This is a genomic window from Prevotella aff. ruminicola Tc2-24, from assembly GCF_900110895.1.
Classification (GTDB): Bacteria; Bacteroidota; Bacteroidia; order Bacteroidales; family Bacteroidaceae; genus Prevotella.
In genome coordinates, this window is the sequence record NZ_FOIQ01000007.1 from 34,949 (window position 1) to 51,792 (window position 16,844).

Genomic DNA, 16,844 nt, shown 5'->3' on the forward strand with positions numbered 1-16,844 from the left:
ATGGAACAGAGAGGTGTGTTTGGTAGCAGACTGGCAATAGTCCTTGCAACAGCTGGTTCGGCGGTTGGCTTGGGTAATGTGTGGCGTTTCCCTTTTATGACAGGACAGAATGGTGGGGCGGTCTTCATCCTAATTTATTTCGCTTGTGTGTTGTTGTTGGGCATTCCCGGCATGGTGAGTGAATTCGTTATTGGACGACATGCACAGTCGAATGCAGCCCGAGCCTATGGGAGCATGGGACACCGGAGTTGGCGGTTTATCGGTTATCTCGGTATCCTCACTTCTACCATCATCCTAGGGTTCTATGCCGTTGTGGCAGGTTGGTGTCTTCAGTATTTGTTTGCTTCTGTAGCCGGACAACTGACGGGTGATGCGGCATATGTCATTCGCTATTTTCAGACTTTTTCTGCTGATCCTATTAAGCCATGTCTGTGGGGAGTGGCTTTTGTCCTGATTACCCACTTGGTGGTCTCTAAAGGTGTGAACGATGGTATCGAACGAGCTTCGAAGTTGCTGATGCCTTTGCTCTTGATCCTGCTTGTTGTACTGGTTGTGGCCTCCTGCATGCTTCCGGGAGCATATCGGGGTGTCGAGTTCCTGTTAAAGCCTGATTTTTCTAAAGTAAGTGGAAATGTGTTCCTTGAAGCATTGGGACAAGCTTTCTTCTCGCTGAGTCTGGGCACTGCCTGCCTCTGTACATATGCTTCATATTTTAAACGTGATACCGATTTGTTGAGATCGGCCACTCAGATAGCCTTGCTTGATTCGGGTATTGCCATCCTGGCAGGCTTGATGATCTTCCCTGCAGCATTCTCTGTGGGTGTGCAGCCTGACAGCGGGCCTTCCCTTATCTTCATTACCTTGCCAAATGTGTTTCAAGAAGCTTTCGGTGCTGTTCCTGTGGTGGGCTATTTTATTTCGATTCTTTTCTATGCCCTTCTAGTCTTTGCGGCACTGACATCCACAATCTCCATGCATGAGATTGGGACGGCATTCTTCCACGAAGAACTGCATCTGTCCCGTCGACGGGCGGCATGGGTGATTACCGGGGCCTGTGTGCTGTTGGCTGTGATTTGCTCCCTCTCTGTGGGTGCCTATGATGGTCTTCGCCTATTTGACATGCCGCTGATGGACTTCTGCGACTTTCTCACCGCTCAGTTTATGTTGCCGGCAGGTGCTTTCCTGACAAGTATTATGCTGGGCTGGTTTGTCAGTCGGCGACTGGTACAGGAGGAATTCCTCATGGGTCAGACTCATGACACAAGCCGTATGGTGAAGAGAGCATTCTTCCATATCTGGTTGTTCTCTGTGAGGTTTGTTGTCCCGATCTGTATTCTTCTCATCTTCCTCCATCAGTTCGGAGTCATATGATCCGCGAGTTCTTCTATCTCCAGAAGTCCGACCGGAAGGTGATCCTGACCTTACTTGTTGTGATGGTCGTGGCCCTGTCTGTGATCTTTCTGACGGGTGAGGAAAATAGTGAGACGAATGCATTGACACCGACTGACACCACCGTCATAAAATCGGGGTATGATAAGCAACGCAAGCCGCGTACGTCAGATATCCGTACCCGTGTAGTCTATCGTGATCGTCCTTATTATAGCAGCGATAGTCGTGCTTCGTCGCATCGCGCCTCTGAGTCACGCGACTCTTCTGTTTTTCGTTATCCGGTGAAGATCCGTGAGACAGAATATGTCGTGCTTAATTCTGCCGATACAACTGTTCTACAAACAGTTCCTGGTATTGGTCCTTATTATGCACGACAGATCGTACGTTATGGTGAACGGCTTGGAGGGTACGTCAGTGTTAACCAACTTGATGAGATTGAGGATTTCCCATTGGAATCAAAGAAGTATTTTGTGATTAAGGATTCCACCCCACGGAAGTTGAATGTGAACCGACTGACGCTCAATGAACTGAAACGACATCCTTACATCAATTTCTATCAAGCTCGAGCTATCACCGACTACCGCCGCTTGCACGGTCCTATTCGTTCGTTGGATGAACTGCGACTCTCCAAGGATTTCTCTTCAGAAGCTATCAGTCGACTATCACCTTATGTGGAGTACTGATTTTAGTTAATAAATGATAGCAGATGCTTGGCTTATGCGTTTTTTTCGTATATTTGCAACAGAAACTTAAAATACGAAGGAAATGTCAGAATCATTATTGTTGTTTATGAATGTTGGTCCGACGGAGATCATCATTATCGCACTTGTTGTGTTGCTGCTTTTCGGTGGCAAAAAGATTCCCGAGTTAATGAAAGGTCTTGGCAAGGGAGTCAAGAGCTTCAAGGAAGGAATGAACGAAGTAACGAATCTGGAAGAAGAGGAAAAGGAACAGTCTGAGAAGTAGTATGAGTGGTATGACGTTCTGGGATCATCTCGATGAGCTCCGTACTGTTATCATTCGCATCCTTTCTGTGACGGTGGTCGCTGCAGTGGTGGCCTTCTGTCTGAAAGACGAATTGTTTACCATCGTGCTGGCTCCCCGATCGAGCGATTTTATCACCTATCGGCTGATAGGCGGCGAGCCTTTCTTTCTCTCATTGATGAATACAGGACTGGCCGAGCAGTTCATGATTCATCTTAGAACGGCGATGTATGCTGGTGTGTTAGTGGCGATGCCGTATATCATCTATCAGTTGTTCTGTTTTGTCTCGCCTGCACTTTACGCCAAAGAGCGTCGTGGTGCCACCATCCTTGTCGTGAGCGGCTATGTGATGTTTATGCTTGGCACTTTGCTGGACTATCTGCTGATTTTTCCTTTGACAGTGAGGTTCCTCGGTACCTATCAAGTGAGCCCTGACGTGACGAATATGCTCACACTTCAGTCATATATGGACACATTGCTGATGATGAATCTCGTCATGGGTATTGTCTTTGAGTTACCCGTCGTCAGCTGGCTCCTGGGGAAGATGGGACTGGTGAATGCAGAGGTGATGAGTCTGTGGCGCCGACATGCCTTCGTGGCGATATTGATTATCGCTGCGATTATCACGCCGACGACGGATGCTTTTACACTCTTTGTGGTGGCTATGCCGATATGGTTGCTTTATGAACTGAGTATCTGCGTGGTCCGACTGACAGGAAAGAAATAACTAAATAAATACTTAATTATGCTACGTAAAATCAGAACGATCCTTGCCGGGGTGTTCTTTGTACTGATCACCTTGTTGTTCCTCGACTTTACGGGAACGATGCATCATTGGCTCTCATGGATGGCGAAGATACAGTTCTTGCCAGCTGTGCTAGCCCTCAATGTGGGTGTTGTCGTTGTGTTGGTGCTTTTGACACTCCTTTTCGGTCGCATTTATTGCTCGGTTATCTGTCCGTTGGGGGTATTCCAAGATGTCATCGCACGACTTAATCGCAAGAAGAACAAATATAGTTTCTCGAAAGCGCTGTCATGGCTTCGCTATACAATGCTTGGGGTGATGGTCGTAGCTTTGGTGGCGGGCATAGGCTCTGTTTTCCAGCTGTTGGCTCCTTATAGTGCATATGGCCGTATCGCCACCATGCTATTCCAACCGGTCTGGAAGGCCGGGAATAATATCCTGGCTTCTATTGCTGAGCATGTCGACAGTTATGCTTTCTATCATGTAGAACAGGTGGCGGCAGTAGGGGCTGTGATGGCCATTGCGGTAATTACTTTTATTGTTATATCCGTGTTGGCTTTGCGGAACGGACGTACCTATTGTAATACCATTTGTCCTGTGGGAACGGTCCTCTCGTTCTTTGCTCGTTTCTCTTTCCTGAAGATACGTTTTGACGAAGAAAAGTGTAAGAACTGTTCTTTGTGCTCAAAGAACTGCAAGGCGGCCTGTATCGATTATAAGACACACACTGTCGACTATAGTCGTTGTGTGGTCTGTGGAAATTGTATCTCAAAATGTAAGTTTGGCGCTTTACGCTATGATTCCCGTCTTCAGCGCCAGAAAGAGAAATCAGAGAACTTGTCCGTAGATACTTCCAAACGGTCGTTCTTACTTGCTTCGGCCATGGTGACAACTGCAGCTTTGGCACAGAAGAAAGAAAAACTGATGGACGGTGGCTTGGCAGAACTGGAAGATAAGGTGGCACCGGAGCGACAGACGGTTTTAACACCTCCGGGTTCATTGTCTTTCCAGCATTTCGCCCAGCATTGTACGGGTTGTCAACTCTGTGTATCGGAGTGTCCGAACCATGTGCTCCGACCTTCTGTTAACCTGATGCATCTGATGCTACCAGAGATGTCGTATGAGCGTGGCTATTGTCGTCCTGAGTGTAACCGTTGCTCGGAGGTGTGCCCAGCAGGTGCTATACGGCTGATTGGTCACGATGAGAAGTCTTCGATACAGTTGGGGCATGCCGTTTGGATTAAGAAGAACTGTGTACCCATCACTGATGGTGTGGAGTGTGGAAACTGTGCACGCCACTGTCCGTCTGGCGCGATTGATATGGTGCCGCTCGATGAGAATGACGAAGAGTCACCGATGATTCCTGTTGTCAACGAGGCAGCCTGTATAGGCTGTGGTGCCTGTGAATATGTCTGTCCGTCGCGTCCGTTCTCGGCTATCTATGTCGAGGGACATGAGGTGCATAGGAAGATATAGTAGGTTATATAGTAAGTCGTTAAAGTAGTAAAGTCCAATGAAAGACAAGAATATCTCCCGTCGTTCGTTCCTGAAGATCTTCGGAGCGGGAACCGTCGCCACTGCAGCCACGTTGGTCGGCTGTAAGAATACAGATAAAGCTGGGAAACAGGCTGTCAGCGAATATCGGAATCAGGTGGAGCCTCCTGTGGGTAAGATGACCTACCGTGTGAATCCGAAGACTAAAGAAAAGGTGTCGCTTCTGGGTTATGGTATGATGCGTCTGCCGACAAAGGTGGATAAACCTGATGAATTTGATCAGGAGATGATCAACAAACAGATAGACTATGCCCTTGAGCATGGCTTGAATTATATCGACACATCGCCAGTCTACTGTCAGGGAAAGTCGGAACGCTGTACGGGTATTGCCCTTAGTCGCCATAAGCGCAGTGAATATCTTGTGGCTACGAAACTCTCCAACTTCAACCATGATTACTGGTCATTCGAGAAGTCCAAGGAGATGTACCTCAACTCGATGAAGGAATTGCAGGTCGACTATATTGACTATTATCTGCTGCATGCCATTGGTGGTGGAATGGAGGAGTTCAATGGCCGATATATTGACAATGGTATCATGGATTTCCTGCAAAAGGAACGACAGGCAGGTCGCATCCGTAACCTCGGTTTCTCTTTCCATGGAAAGAAAGAGGTGTTCGATGAAATGATGGCACGACATGACGAGTTTCGGTGGGATTTCGTTCAGATTGAATTGAATTATCTCGATTGGGACTATGCTAACGAGATAAGTAACGCTAATGTGGATGCAAGCTATCTTTATGCCGAGTTACAGAAACGTGGCATTCCTGCTGTTATCATGGAACCGCTTTTAGGTGGGCGGTTGGCAAACCTCCCACAGTATCTGGCAACAGAATTGAAGAGCCATGCTCCTGAGCGCAGTGTCGCTTCGTGGGCATTCCGTTATGCGGGAAGTCATGAGGGCGTACTTTGTGTACTTAGTGGTATGACTTATATGGAACATCTGAAGGATAACCTGTTGTCTTATTGCCCGCTTGTACCACTGACGGAAGACGAGATGCGTTATCTTGACAAGGAGGTCGCAAAGAAGATTGTCGGATTGGAGAATATCCCTTGCAACGATTGTAAGTATTGTATGCCTTGTCCTTACGGTATAGATATCCCGGCAATCTTTGTGCATTATAACAAATGCAAGAACGAAGGCTCGCTACCGATGGGTGTTGGAGACAGCGAGTATCGCAAGCACCGTCGTCAGTATTTGATATCACTAGACCGTGTCGTGCCTCGTGACCGTCAGCCCGACCACTGTATCCAGTGTGGTCAGTGCGAACCCCATTGTCCACAGAGTATCCGTATCCCTCGTGAACTCCGCAAGATCGACGAGATGATAGAGAGTCTAAGGCGTGATCCCTTGGGGTTGGGTGTAAATGATAAGAAATAGATAATATGGATGCTAAAAGAATTATAGGATTCCTGCGCCAATTGATGGCAAACAATAATCGTCCTTGGTTTCAGGAACATAAAAAAGAATATGAGATTATCAGAGCGGAGTTCGAACGTGGCATTGTCCAGGCGATAGAGCGGATCACGACTTTTGATCCTGAGGTCGCTCATCTGCAGGTGAAGGATTGTACTTATCGTTTCTATCGCGACGCGCGTTTCTCGCCCGACAAGTCTCCTTATAAGAATCATCTTGGCGCTTATATCAATGCTAAGGGAAAGATGGCCTTGCGTGGTGGCTACTACCTGCATCTGGAACCAGACCATTGTGTCGTGGCGGTGGGAAACTACTGGCTTCCCACAAACATTCTCACATCTTGTCGCAACGAAATGATGGCGAACACGGATGAGTGGCTCAAATGCGTGGAGAATCCGGAGTTTCTGAAATACTTTGGCAGTGATTTGGTTAACAGTTCCAAAGAACCGATGAACATCCCTTATTGGGACCAACCTCAAGGATTCGGGTTAGAGAAACTGAAGACTTGTCCTTCGGGTTTCCCCCGTGACTGGCCATATGTGCATTATCTGCGTCTGAAGAACTATTGTGCCTGGCATGCCGTTCCTGATGACTTCTTCGAGGGCGACGCCTGGCTTGATGAGGTTGAGCGTATGTTCCGTGCCGCCAAACCGATGATGGATTTCATGAACGCGGTCATCGATGATTACGAGTGATATATACGTAAGAAAATTGTTCTTATGGAAAAAAAAGGTGAAGCAATATATGCTTCACCTTTTTTTGTTTGATTCTATGTTTGGTGCTTATTTGAAAAGCAACTGTGCGAACTGATATAGGCTCCGACGCCAGGTCTGCCACTCATGGGCAGTCTCGGGTGAGATGTAGCTGTGAGCATTGATGCCAATGGCCTTCAGATCATCGGCAACCTTACCTACGCTGGTTTCACCTTCTGCCATTCCTGTTTCCTTGCCGCCAGCACTCATAAAGAGTACCTTATTGGTCTTCTTGAAGTCAGGAATATCGGTTAGTTCGTCAGCACCGATAGTGCCACCGCTGAAGATGCCGACATAGGAGAATGTGGTGGGATTGTTCAGCGTGATACCGTGGGTTTGCATACCGCCCATTGAAAGACCTGCCATAGCACGGTGCTCTGCGTCGGCAACCACACGGTAGTTCTTCTCAACCATCGGGATGATGTCCTTGATCAGTACTTCCTCGAAAGCACCACCCATACGTCTGGCCATCTTGGCAAAGTCAGCTCCACTCATACGTGGACGAGCACCACCTTGAGGAGCACCCTGCGGACGTGGTCCTTGAGGAGCACCTTGTGGGCGTACGCCACCGGGACGTGGACCGCCAAAGCCCATAGGTTGCTCACCCGGCTTGCGGGCGTTCAGACCATTGTCCATAAAGATGATGAAGGGTACGGCCTTACCTGCGGCAATCAGATTATCCATGATAATGCCTGTCTTGCCCTGAGCACTCCAGCCCGTCTCGTTCTCACCCATGCCATGCTGCAAGTAGAGCACAGGATATTTTTTATCTGGATTAGAATAATATTCTGCTGGCAAATAAATGTAGCCGTGACGCATCTTCTGAGTTACTGATGAGTAATAATATACCTCGTTGACAGAACCCTGAGGAACATTCTTGACTGTATAGAAGTCCTCGTCGGCAGCGGGAACGTCGATACCGCTTCCCCAACGGCTGGCACCGTAGTAGTACAAACTATTTGGATCGGGCACGTTTGCACCATCGATGTTGAGCTGATAGTAATGGAAACCTTCGTCCTGAGGCTCTGAAGTACCAGTCCACACTCCGTTCTCATCCTTGGTCATCTCATAGATTTTTCCAGCAATGTCAAGTCCTACAAATGTGGCCTGAGGTGCGGTAATCTGTGCACGGACCTGACGCTTAGAGTTAATGGCCGGGAACTGTTTGTTCTCTTGGTTGGTTGTCGCAGGTTTGAAGTCCTCAACCTCTGCTTTTACAGAAGGAACAATAGGATTCTGCGCGATTGCTGTGAGGCTTGTGAGAGCCATCAACGAAATTAATAGCTTTTTCATAAAATTAAAGTTTGGTTTTTAAAATTGATAATGAGTTAATTGTTACTTTTACACTTCTATCTTGTTTGACACATCATAAATGCAAAAGTAAAATCGATAGTTCTAATCTTAGAGAAGATTAACAATTCAAAAACCAGATTACTCAAAACAAACTGGAAAAAGTGAGGTATTATGGTTAGTATTACGAATGGCCATTTCGATGTAAAAATAGAGATATGGCGTAACTATAAGTCCTATATGAAAAAAGGAAGTGACTAATTTGCTAGTCACTTCCTTTTTTTTGGTCGGGATGAGGCGACTCGAACGCCCGACCCCTACGTCCCGAACGTAGTGCGCTACCAACTGCGCTACATCCCGATTTTTTAAATCGGCTGCAAAGGTACTGCTATTTTTTGAATTTCGTGCAAGAAAATAGATAAAAAATTAGAAATAAGCGGAAAAACGCCTAATCCGCTCTCTCTTTACCGACGGTTATAAGCTTGCAGAAACTGTTTGTATTCATCGCACTTCGACACGTATCCACTGGGTTTATTGATGCTCTTCTCATACTCCACCAAGGAGGCGAAGGCTTTGTATTGCGCAGACTGTGGAGCAGGGTGACGGTCGTATTCATAGGTGTTACTGTTCCATGTCAGTGTATACCAGGGTGAAGGATTCATATAGATGTATGCTTTAGCGAAGAGTACTTCCTCTTTCAGTCTTGTGTCTTTAGAGTTGTCTGCTTTTCGCAGGAGTTCTGCGGCCTTGGCGGCGAGGTCTGTCTCATTGACACGGACAGAGTCGGAGACATTCTTCCCGTCACGCATTAGGAACCAGCAGTCACCGGTATAGCTAGCTTGCGCATAGCGTATGGCTAATTCGTAGTATCGTTTCTTTAGGTCTTCACCCGACAGCACGTTTAATTCACCTTCCATGCGTTGCATCTCCCGTGCGAAGGTAAGTTTTGGGTTTGACTTTAGTTTGCCGTTATGATTACTATAGAGAACAGCACTTCTCAGCCACTGCCGTTTGATCCAGGGAGCAACGTCATACTTGCGATTGGCGGCATAGACGGCATAGCCTTTCTTCTCATAGTACGATGTCGGAATGTCCTTCAGCCACTGGATGGCCTTTTCCCACTGACAAAGACGCATATACTTCGTGCCAATGAGATCCTCCAACGCATGTTCTGTCTTTTTCTGGTGAGTCCATAGAAAACGATCAAGGGGCGTGCGAGGAGACCGGAGTGTATACTGGAGGTAGTCCTCCAATCTTTCTACCTTCATGGTGTCGATATAGGTCTCGTATTCATAAGTGCCGGTCGCATTAAACAAGGCGGCCATCCGTTCTGGACTTTCAGCATAGCGTTTCTTGAGAGTTTGGTAGGTGACGCGGTTCAGTACGTTCTGATAATGGTTTTCGGCTTGTTTGCTAAACAACCACTCTAGTTCTTGTGCCAGCCAGTTGTCATAATTCTCACTCTGGGGAACGAGAGCCGACTCGATATATAGACGTAATACGCGGGCGTTGTCTTTAATCCGCTCTGTGCCAGACAGAGTCGTTGCTGTTCGGATATCCTTCAGTGCCCGTTCCTTACTACCAAACATATACTCTAACCAGGCTTTGGCACTTTTCCAGAGGGCAGGAACCTCTGTTTTTCTTTCTTTCACAACTTGCTCACAGAAGTTACGCATCTGCTTGGCTTCGTCTTGTGAGATGTCGCGGATGAAAAGCTTACCGCCAAACGCCTCACCCTCACCATGTGGCTGACAGGCATCATAGGCTTCCTGTGAGTTGTTGACGAAATCTTGTAGTAGGAAGGGTAGCACTTTGGCATTGGGGTCGCGGAGATACTCCTGACGGATGGCGGCGAAAGAGCGCTTCTTATAATATTGTGTCATCAGACTATTATAGTCGCCCATCTCGGCAAACAACTCTCCTGCCTTTGCCTCCTGACCGGTTTTGTACAGGGCTCCGGCATAGATGTTCTTCATCATGTCCTTGTAGACGGTCTCGATATACTGACTCGCAGTCTGCTCCCAGAAGTTGATGTTTGTATCATGCTGCCCGAGCATCATGTTGGAACGCATATAGAGAAGGGCATGCTGCGAACGAAGCCGTGTTTTCAGTTTCCCGGCAGCGTAGCTGCGGATAGCTTGCAGATTCTTTCTGCAAGCGTTGATCTCTTCCTTGGTGGGGTAGTTCCATTCCCGTTGCTTCCGTTCCTCAATGGCCACGCATCTGAGGTATTTCTCGAGATTCTGCACATAACTGACCATCAGAGCGTCGCCCTTTTTCCGGGCAGCTTTGATGATGTCGTCTGCACGGAAGAAAAAATAACTGTCATCGTTCTGTCCAAGGTAGGCCTTCCAATTGTTTCTGGTTATCTCATCCATACGGTTACTGAACTCTGTCCGCTCATAGACGCTAAACAGATAGTAGTTGTGATTGTCTGCCCAGTAGCAGGCCAGCATGGGCAGTGCGATGACTGCCAACAGACTAGTGGTGATAAATCTCCTCATAGATTTCCGGTTTATATCTGTGAATATTCTCTTTGTCAAGATGATAAGTAATGATGCTACGTTTCAGACCGTCACGTCTCTGTTCTACAGCTCGTTTCACTTTCAGAATCTCCTCTGCCTCTACAGTGTGCTCGACATGCACCCCCCGAATAATCCTCAGCCACGAGAATACGGGATAGGCGGTGGACAATGGAAGGGGATAATCATTGAGATGTTTCAGATAGGGCGATACATCCCGGATGTCGAGGATAGGGTTCCGCTCCATATAATTCTCTGGATTGCCTGTGTTATAGATCATCAGCACCCCGTAGTCTGTAGGTGGAGGAGTCATCGATAACTGGTGTAAGCGGATGGTGGTCGAAAGTTGTTGGCTCCATGCCTGTTTGACTTCTCGTAGGAACTCATAATATATGTTTCTGCTTCTGACAGTGTAGTCACAGTCAATCTGTATCTCCCGGACATTTGGGATGCCGTTGGTTTCATTCATCTGACGGATGCGTCTCACGAGCTTTTCTGCCAGTCCTTGATGCGACTGATGCATGCAGTCCTCCATGATATAGACAGTCGGGATGATTTCTATATTCCTTGGTAAGGTGTCGCTAAACGATATGGTTGCATTTGGCATAGGCCCCCGACCCTGTGTCGTGTCCATCACCACATCGAAATATCTGCAGTAGATCTTTTGGATATGGTATTGATTCAGGAATACCCGTTCTGTCGAGTCGAGCCGGAAGTCGGTGCGCCAATAATAAACGGCGTTCCCTTCTTCTAACTCTTCCTGTCTCTGACAACCTGTCATCAGCAGACAAAGGAATAGACCTGACCAGATAGTTATTTTCTTCATGATCATCAATGGTAATATCATGATGAAGCCTTTCAACTACGGTAGTTATAGTAGTTCCGGCAGTTGGAAAAGCTTGGTGCCGTTGGAGCCTTTGATCAGAATAGTCTTACCCTCAGGCGATTGTGATGTGATGGCTGTCTTTACCTCCTCCACATCATGGAATTTCCTAAAATCGCAGTTGGTCTTGGCAAACTCGTCGCCGACGAGCCAGACATCCTCAAGGTCCATTTTCTTTAGATAATCAATAACATGCTGGTGCTCTTCGACGGAAGCGTCGCCAAGCTCACGCATGTCACCAAGAATCACCATTTTATGGTCTGCTTGTATCATCTGGAAATTCTCTAGTGCGGCAGTCATACTTGACGGATTGGCATTGTAAGCATCGACGATGAGGCGGTTGTTCTTGGTGACAGTCATCTGCGAACGATTATTACTCGGAACGTAGTCCTCCAGTGCCGCACAGATCTTCTTGCGATCGACACCGAAGTTAATGCCTACGGCGATAGCCGCCAACAGATTGTCGATGTTGTACGAGCCCACGAGTTGGGTCTGTACCTTGTGCCATTTTGTGGAACGGCCCTCTTCTTCGAGTGTCATCAATGGTTCGCGCCAACGGAACTTGAGGAATGGATCATTGGCAGTAATCTCACCGCTAATGCACGTATATTGGTTCTCTGGATCGGTGGAGTACGGACTGATCCATATATCCTCGTCCTCCCCGATCTGATCGATGAGATATTCATTGTCGGCATTGAGGAAGATGAGAGCGTCCTCTTGGGTGCGAAGAAAGTCATAGAGCTCACATTTCGTCTTGATGACTCCCTCGAAGGAACCGAAGCCCTGCAAATGAGCCCTACCCACATTCGTAATTAGACCACAGGTTGGTTCGGCAGTCTCGGCAAGTGTCTTGATGTCACCAGGGTGACTGGCTCCCATTTCGATAACAGCGATCTCATGCTCCTTCGTCAGACGGAAGAGCGTCTTGGGTACGCCGACATCGTTGTTGAAGTTTCCTTGTGTATAGAGCACATTATATTTCTGTGAGAGAACAGCGGCAATCAACTCTTTCGTAGTCGTCTTACCGTTGGTGCCGGTGATGCCGATTACTGGGATGTCGAACTGGCGACGGTGCTCACGGGCAAGATCCTTGAAAGTCTGCAAACAGTCGTCGACAAGGATAAACTGTCCACTATGGTCGCCCGATTGTTGCTCTTTGGCGATTCCCGGGTCATCGACAATCGCATAGGCACATCCTTTTTCTAAGGCAGCCTCGGCAAACTTGTTCCCGTCGAACGATTCTCCCTTCAACGCCAAGAAGATACTTCCCTCCGGACAGTCTCGACTGTCGGTCGTGATGCAGGGATGTTGCAGATACAGCTGATACAGTTCCTTGATATCCATCGTCTTCACTATTTTTTGTGCAAAATTACAAAAAAACTATGAACTATGAACCATCAATTATGAATTATTTCGTATCTTTGTAGGCGATATGGACTATATGATAAATGTACACGGCAGGCTGATGGACTTGTCGGAACCACAAGTGATGGGTATCCTGAACGTGACACCCGACTCTTTCTATGCTGGAAGCCGAAAACAGACAGAGCGGGAGATAGCTGAACGAGTCCATCAGATCATAGAGCAAGGAGGGACGATGATAGATGTCGGCGGATGTTCTACCCGCCCTGGTTGTCAGGTCGTATCGGAACAGGAGGAGATGGAACGGTTGCGTTTCGGCCTTGGTATTGTGCGTCGCGAAATCCCTGATGCTGTTGTTTCTGTTGATACATTTCGTCCCGATGTGGCACGTATGACCGTGGAGGAGTATGGTGCCGATATTATCAACGATGTCAGTGAGGGCTCTACAGAGATGTTCCGGATGGTTTCTCGTCTGCGCGTACCTTATATATTAATGTCTGTCCGACCGACAATGCGAGAGATGTTGCTCTCGTTTGCCCAAGAGGTACAGCAGTTGCGCGATTTGGGTGTGAATGATATCATTCTCGATCCCGGCTTTGGTTTTGGGAAGTCGTTAGAACAGAACTATCAGGTGATGGGTGAACTGGAGAAACTGCAGGTCTTGGATCTTCCTGTGCTTGTGGGAGTGTCTCGTAAATCAATGATATTCAGACTTTTTGGATGTACCCCAATGGAGTCCTTGAATGGAACGTCTGCCCTTAACACTATCTCACTGATGAAGGGGGCGAGCATTCTTCGTGTGCATGATGTGAGTGAGGCTGTGGAGTGTTGCAAGATAGTCCAGTCGTTAACGGTCAAAAATCAAGAATAGATGTTTTTTGAGTTCGGACTGAAAGATATTATTGACATTCTGTTGGTAGCGCTGACGCTTTACTATATCTACCGACTGATGCGTGAGTCGCGTTCGCTGAACGTGTTCATCGGCATCATGGTGTTTGTCATCTGCTGGCTTTTCGTGTCGCAGGTATTACAGATGCGTCTACTGGGGTCTATCCTCGACAAACTTGTCAGTGTGGGTGTCATAGCCTTGATCGTGCTCTTTCAGGACGATATCCGGAAGTTCCTATATAATTTGGGCGCCCACCGTCGTATAAGGGCATTCTCTCAGTTCTTTACTTCTACGAAAGGTAAGGAAAAAGGACGGCGCGACGTCAAGGAGACGATTATGCCAATCGTGATGTCGTCGATGAACATGAGTAAGGCCAAGGTCGGCGCCTTGATTGTCTTGGAGCGGACAGTGCTTCTGGATGATATTGTTGTTACGGGCGACCAGATTGACGCGGTCATTAATCAGCGCTTGATAGAGAATATCTTCTTTAAGAATTCACCTTTGCACGACGGAGCCGTCGTCATATCGAAGAAACGTATTAAAGCGGCAGGATGTATTTTGCCCGTCAGTCATGACTTGGACATCCCCAAAGAATTGGGTCTTCGTCATCGTGCAGCCATGGGTGTCTCTCAGGAGAGCGATGCTGTAGCTGTTGTTGTCTCAGAGGAGACGGGAGCCATCTCTGTTGCTGTCAGGGGCGAGTTCCGCCTCCGGCTTTCGGCAGAGGAGTTGGAGAGTATACTGACTAAGGAATTAGAGTAATTTTTTAATATAAAAAACAAACGATGGATTTATTAGGTCAAATTGTAGCGCGTGCAAAATCTAACAAGCAGCGCATCGTGCTCCCCGAGGCAACAGAGGAGCGTACACTTCGTGCAGCCGATAAAGTGCTGGCTGACGATGTTGCAGACATCATCCTGATTGGTAATCCCGATGAGATCAACAAACTCGCAGCAGAATGGGGACTGACGAGTATTGGAAAGGCAACTATTATTAATCCGGAAACTAGTCCGAAAGCAGAAGAGTATGCAGAGAAGTTGGCTGAGCTCCGTAAGAGTAAGGGCATGACTATTGAGGAAGCCCGTAAGCTTGTGAAGAACCCCTTGTATTTCGGATGTATGATTATTAAGACAGAAGGCGCTGATGGTCAGATTAGTGGTGCCCTGTCGACGACGGGCGACACCCTGCGCCCGGCACTTCAGATTATCAAGTGTGCCCCTGGTATCACCTGTGTCAGCGGTGGTCTGCTGCTGATCTCCAAGGAGAAACAATATGGTGAGGATGGCGTGCTTGTCGTCGGTGATGTCGCCGTGACACCGATGCCTGATGCCGCTCAGCTGTCTCAGATCGCTGTCTGCACCGCTCAGACAGCTAAGTCGGTGGCCGGATTTGCCGAGCCTCGCGTGGCTATGCTGAGTTTCTCGACAAAGGGATCTGCTAAGCACGAAGTCTGCGACAAGGTCATTGAGGCTACCCGTCTGGCAAAGGAACTCGATCCTACGTTGAAGATCGACGGAGAACTGCAGGCTGATGCTGCTCTTGTGCCCAGCGTGGGCGCAAAGAAAGCGCCCGGCTCCGATATCGCTGGTAAGGCTAATGTCTTGGTGTTCCCGAATCTCGAGGTCGGAAACATCGGTTATAAGATGGTTCAGCGTCTGGGTGATGCTATTGCCATCGGTCCGATCCTCCAGGGTATCGCACGTCCTGTGAATGATCTCTCTCGCGGATGTTCCGTGGATGATATCTATTATATGGTGGCCATCACGGCTTGTCAGGCTATGGATGCCAAAAAGTAATTTGAAAGTATGAAGATATTAGTGCTGAATTGTGGCTCGTCATCCATCAAGTACGCATTGTATAATATGGATGATAAGAGCGTGATGACGTCGGGTGGCGCTGAGCGTGTGGGACTCGACAACGCTTTTGTGAAAGTGAAGTTGCCAAATGGTGAGAAGAAACAGATTATGCATGATATCCCCGAGCATACGGAGGGCGTGAAATTCATCTTCTCGTTGTTGACCGACCCTGAGATAGGCGTGATCAAGTCGCTTGATGAGATTGATGCGGTTGGCCATCGTATGGTACATGGCGGAGAGAAGTTTAATAAGTCGGTCATCCTGACCGACGAGGTGCTGAAGGCTTTCGAAGAGTGCTCTGATCTGGCTCCGCTGCATAACCCCGCCAATCTGAAAGGAGTTAATGCCGTCAAAGAGTTGATGCCAGGTCTGCCCCAGGTGGGTGTGTTTGATACGGCATTCCATCAGACGATGCCACCGAAGGCATTCATGTATGCTATTCCTTATGAGCTGTATGAGAAATACGGCATCCGTCGTTATGGATTCCATGGCACCTCTCATCGTTATGTCTCGCAGCGTGCCTGTGAGTTCCTGGGTATCAAGCCGGAGGGAACAAAGATGATTACCTGTCATGTAGGTAATGGTGGCTCTCTTGCTGCCATTGTCGATGGAAAGTGCATTGACACGTCCATGGGTCTTACCCCATTGGAGGGTCTTGTGATGGGTACCCGTGCCGGTGATATTGATGGAGGTGCAGTAACCTTCATCGAAAAGAAACTTGGTCTTGATGCCGATGGTATGTCCAACCTGTTGAATAAGCAGAGTGGAGTGGCTGGTATCACTGGTGGTTCCAGCGATATGCGCGATGTTGAGAATGCTGCCAAGGAGGGTAATCCCCGTGCTAGACTTGCTCAAGAGATGTATTTCTATCGTATCAAGAAATATATTGGTGCCTATGCTGCGGCCATGGGTGGGCTCGACGTTATCGTCTTTACTGCTGGTGTCGGAGAGAATCAGGTCAGCATGCGCTCTGAGGTGTGCAAGAATATGGAGTTCCTCGGTGTGAAGTTCGACGAGTCAAAGAACAGCGCACGTGGTGAGGAGGCAATCATCTCTGCCGATGACTCGAAGGTGAAGGTGGTTGTCATCCCGACCGATGAAGAGTTGATGATTGCTACCGACACGATGAATCTTCTGTAATCGTACGATGGTAACATCTGATAATCAAGGGTAGTCCTTCATGGGCTACCCTTTTTCTGTGTCT

The 16,844-nt window shown here is 47.9% G+C and carries 15 protein-coding genes and 1 tRNA gene; 11 read left to right on the forward strand and 5 right to left on the reverse strand.

Features of this window, described 5'->3' with window-relative positions; genetic code table 11:
• The 7 genes from BMY63_RS11820 to BMY63_RS11850 all read left to right on the forward strand — a co-directional run bounded on the left by BMY63_RS11820 (position 1) and on the right by BMY63_RS11850 (position 6,781).
• Entirely contained in the window at positions 1-1,371 is a 1,371-nt protein-coding gene (locus BMY63_RS11820) for a sodium-dependent transporter (RefSeq protein WP_091901897.1), read from the forward strand.
• The gene (locus tag BMY63_RS11825; protein WP_091917095.1) at positions 1,368-2,072 is read left to right on the forward strand and encodes a ComEA family DNA-binding protein; all 705 of its coding nucleotides are present in this window, start codon (positions 1,368-1,370) and stop codon (positions 2,070-2,072) included. Before BMY63_RS11820 ends, BMY63_RS11825 begins: the two co-directional genes overlap by 4 nt.
• Before the next feature lie 82 nt (positions 2,073-2,154).
• On the forward strand, positions 2,155-2,355 hold the full coding sequence (locus BMY63_RS11830) for a Sec-independent protein translocase subunit TatA/TatB (RefSeq protein ID WP_091901899.1): 201 nt from the start codon (positions 2,155-2,157) through the stop codon (positions 2,353-2,355).
• Between the two features lie 10 nt (positions 2,356-2,365).
• Positions 2,366-3,100: a twin-arginine translocase subunit TatC gene (tatC, locus tag BMY63_RS11835; protein WP_091902056.1), complete on the forward strand. Its 735-nt coding sequence runs from the start codon at positions 2,366-2,368 to the stop codon at positions 3,098-3,100.
• A gap of 18 nt (positions 3,101-3,118) precedes the next feature.
• Positions 3,119-4,594 carry a 4Fe-4S binding protein gene (locus tag BMY63_RS11840; protein WP_091917029.1) on the forward strand — a complete coding sequence of 492 codons (1,476 nt, stop codon included), beginning with the start codon at positions 3,119-3,121 and terminating at the stop codon, positions 4,592-4,594.
• Between the two features lie 37 nt (positions 4,595-4,631).
• Positions 4,632-6,050 carry an aldo/keto reductase gene (locus BMY63_RS11845; protein WP_091901904.1) on the forward strand — a complete coding sequence of 473 codons (1,419 nt, stop codon included), beginning with the start codon at positions 4,632-4,634 and terminating at the stop codon, positions 6,048-6,050.
• Between the two features lie 5 nt (positions 6,051-6,055).
• A complete protein-coding gene (locus BMY63_RS11850; protein WP_091917031.1) occupies positions 6,056-6,781 on the forward strand; it encodes a DUF2461 domain-containing protein in 726 nt (241 codons plus the stop codon).
• A gap of 87 nt (positions 6,782-6,868) precedes the next feature.
• Here BMY63_RS11850 and BMY63_RS11855 read toward each other — a convergent pair whose 3' ends face one another.
• The 5 genes from BMY63_RS11855 to BMY63_RS11875 form a co-directional block, all read right to left on the reverse strand.
• Positions 6,869-8,131 carry an alpha/beta hydrolase gene (locus BMY63_RS11855; RefSeq protein WP_091917033.1) on the reverse strand — a complete coding sequence of 421 codons (1,263 nt, stop codon included), beginning with the start codon at positions 8,129-8,131 and terminating at the stop codon, positions 6,869-6,871.
• A gap of 281 nt (positions 8,132-8,412) precedes the next feature.
• Positions 8,413-8,488: transfer RNA gene (locus tag BMY63_RS11860), tRNA-Pro, on the reverse strand.
• Between the two features lie 104 nt (positions 8,489-8,592).
• The gene (locus BMY63_RS11865; RefSeq protein ID WP_143065792.1) at positions 8,593-10,632 is read right to left on the reverse strand and encodes a hypothetical protein; all 2,040 of its coding nucleotides are present in this window, start codon (positions 10,630-10,632) and stop codon (positions 8,593-8,595) included.
• Positions 10,610-11,476, reverse strand: coding sequence for a hypothetical protein (locus BMY63_RS11870; RefSeq protein ID WP_143065793.1), 867 nt, complete (start codon positions 11,474-11,476; stop codon positions 10,610-10,612). Before BMY63_RS11870 ends, BMY63_RS11865 begins: the two co-directional genes overlap by 23 nt.
• A gap of 45 nt (positions 11,477-11,521) precedes the next feature.
• On the reverse strand, positions 11,522-12,877 hold the full coding sequence (locus tag BMY63_RS11875) for a UDP-N-acetylmuramoyl-tripeptide--D-alanyl-D-alanine ligase (RefSeq protein WP_091917039.1): 1,356 nt from the start codon (positions 12,875-12,877) through the stop codon (positions 11,522-11,524).
• 88 nt (positions 12,878-12,965) lie between these two features.
• Here BMY63_RS11875 and folP point away from each other — a divergent pair, with 88 nt between their 5' ends.
• The 4 genes from folP to BMY63_RS11895 are packed head-to-tail and all read left to right on the forward strand — an operon-like array spanning position 12,966 to position 16,780.
• The gene (gene folP / locus BMY63_RS11880) at positions 12,966-13,766 is read left to right on the forward strand and encodes a dihydropteroate synthase (protein WP_091917041.1); all 801 of its coding nucleotides are present in this window, start codon (positions 12,966-12,968) and stop codon (positions 13,764-13,766) included.
• Positions 13,767-14,546, forward strand: coding sequence for a diadenylate cyclase CdaA (gene cdaA / locus BMY63_RS11885; protein ID WP_091901920.1), 780 nt, complete (start codon positions 13,767-13,769; stop codon positions 14,544-14,546).
• 23 nt (positions 14,547-14,569) lie between these two features.
• Positions 14,570-15,580 carry a phosphate acetyltransferase gene (gene pta, locus BMY63_RS11890; RefSeq protein ID WP_091901923.1) on the forward strand — a complete coding sequence of 337 codons (1,011 nt, stop codon included), beginning with the start codon at positions 14,570-14,572 and terminating at the stop codon, positions 15,578-15,580.
• Between the two features lie 9 nt (positions 15,581-15,589).
• On the forward strand, positions 15,590-16,780 hold the full coding sequence (locus tag BMY63_RS11895; protein WP_091901925.1) for an acetate kinase: 1,191 nt from the start codon (positions 15,590-15,592) through the stop codon (positions 16,778-16,780).
• Positions 16,781-16,844 lie beyond the last annotated feature (64 nt).

Bases quoted from the DNA above. Each gene is read 5' to 3' on its own strand.
- BMY63_RS11820 (WP_091901897.1), top strand. From the start codon at position 1: ATGGAACAGAGAGGTGTGTTTGGTAGCAGACTGGCAATAGTCCTTGCA.
- BMY63_RS11825 (WP_091917095.1), top strand. From the start codon at position 1,368: ATGATCCGCGAGTTCTTCTATCTCCAGAAGTCCGACCGGAAGGTGATC.
- BMY63_RS11830 (WP_091901899.1), top strand. From the start codon at position 2,155: ATGTCAGAATCATTATTGTTGTTTATGAATGTTGGTCCGACGGAGATC.
- tatC (WP_091902056.1), top strand. From the start codon at position 2,366: ATGACGTTCTGGGATCATCTCGATGAGCTCCGTACTGTTATCATTCGC.
- BMY63_RS11840 (WP_091917029.1), top strand. From the start codon at position 3,119: ATGCTACGTAAAATCAGAACGATCCTTGCCGGGGTGTTCTTTGTACTG.
- BMY63_RS11845 (WP_091901904.1), top strand. From the start codon at position 4,632: ATGAAAGACAAGAATATCTCCCGTCGTTCGTTCCTGAAGATCTTCGGA.
- BMY63_RS11850 (WP_091917031.1), top strand. From the start codon at position 6,056: ATGGATGCTAAAAGAATTATAGGATTCCTGCGCCAATTGATGGCAAAC.
- BMY63_RS11855 (WP_091917033.1), bottom strand. From the start codon at position 8,131: ATGAAAAAGCTATTAATTTCGTTGATGGCTCTCACAAGCCTCACAGCA.
- BMY63_RS11865 (WP_143065792.1), bottom strand. From the start codon at position 10,632: ATGAGGAGATTTATCACCACTAGTCTGTTGGCAGTCATCGCACTGCCC.
- BMY63_RS11870 (WP_143065793.1), bottom strand. From the start codon at position 11,476: ATGAAGAAAATAACTATCTGGTCAGGTCTATTCCTTTGTCTGCTGATG.
- BMY63_RS11875 (WP_091917039.1), bottom strand. From the start codon at position 12,877: ATGGATATCAAGGAACTGTATCAGCTGTATCTGCAACATCCCTGCATC.
- folP (WP_091917041.1), top strand. From the start codon at position 12,966: ATGGACTATATGATAAATGTACACGGCAGGCTGATGGACTTGTCGGAA.
- cdaA (WP_091901920.1), top strand. From the start codon at position 13,767: ATGTTTTTTGAGTTCGGACTGAAAGATATTATTGACATTCTGTTGGTA.
- pta (WP_091901923.1), top strand. From the start codon at position 14,570: ATGGATTTATTAGGTCAAATTGTAGCGCGTGCAAAATCTAACAAGCAG.
- BMY63_RS11895 (WP_091901925.1), top strand. From the start codon at position 15,590: ATGAAGATATTAGTGCTGAATTGTGGCTCGTCATCCATCAAGTACGCA.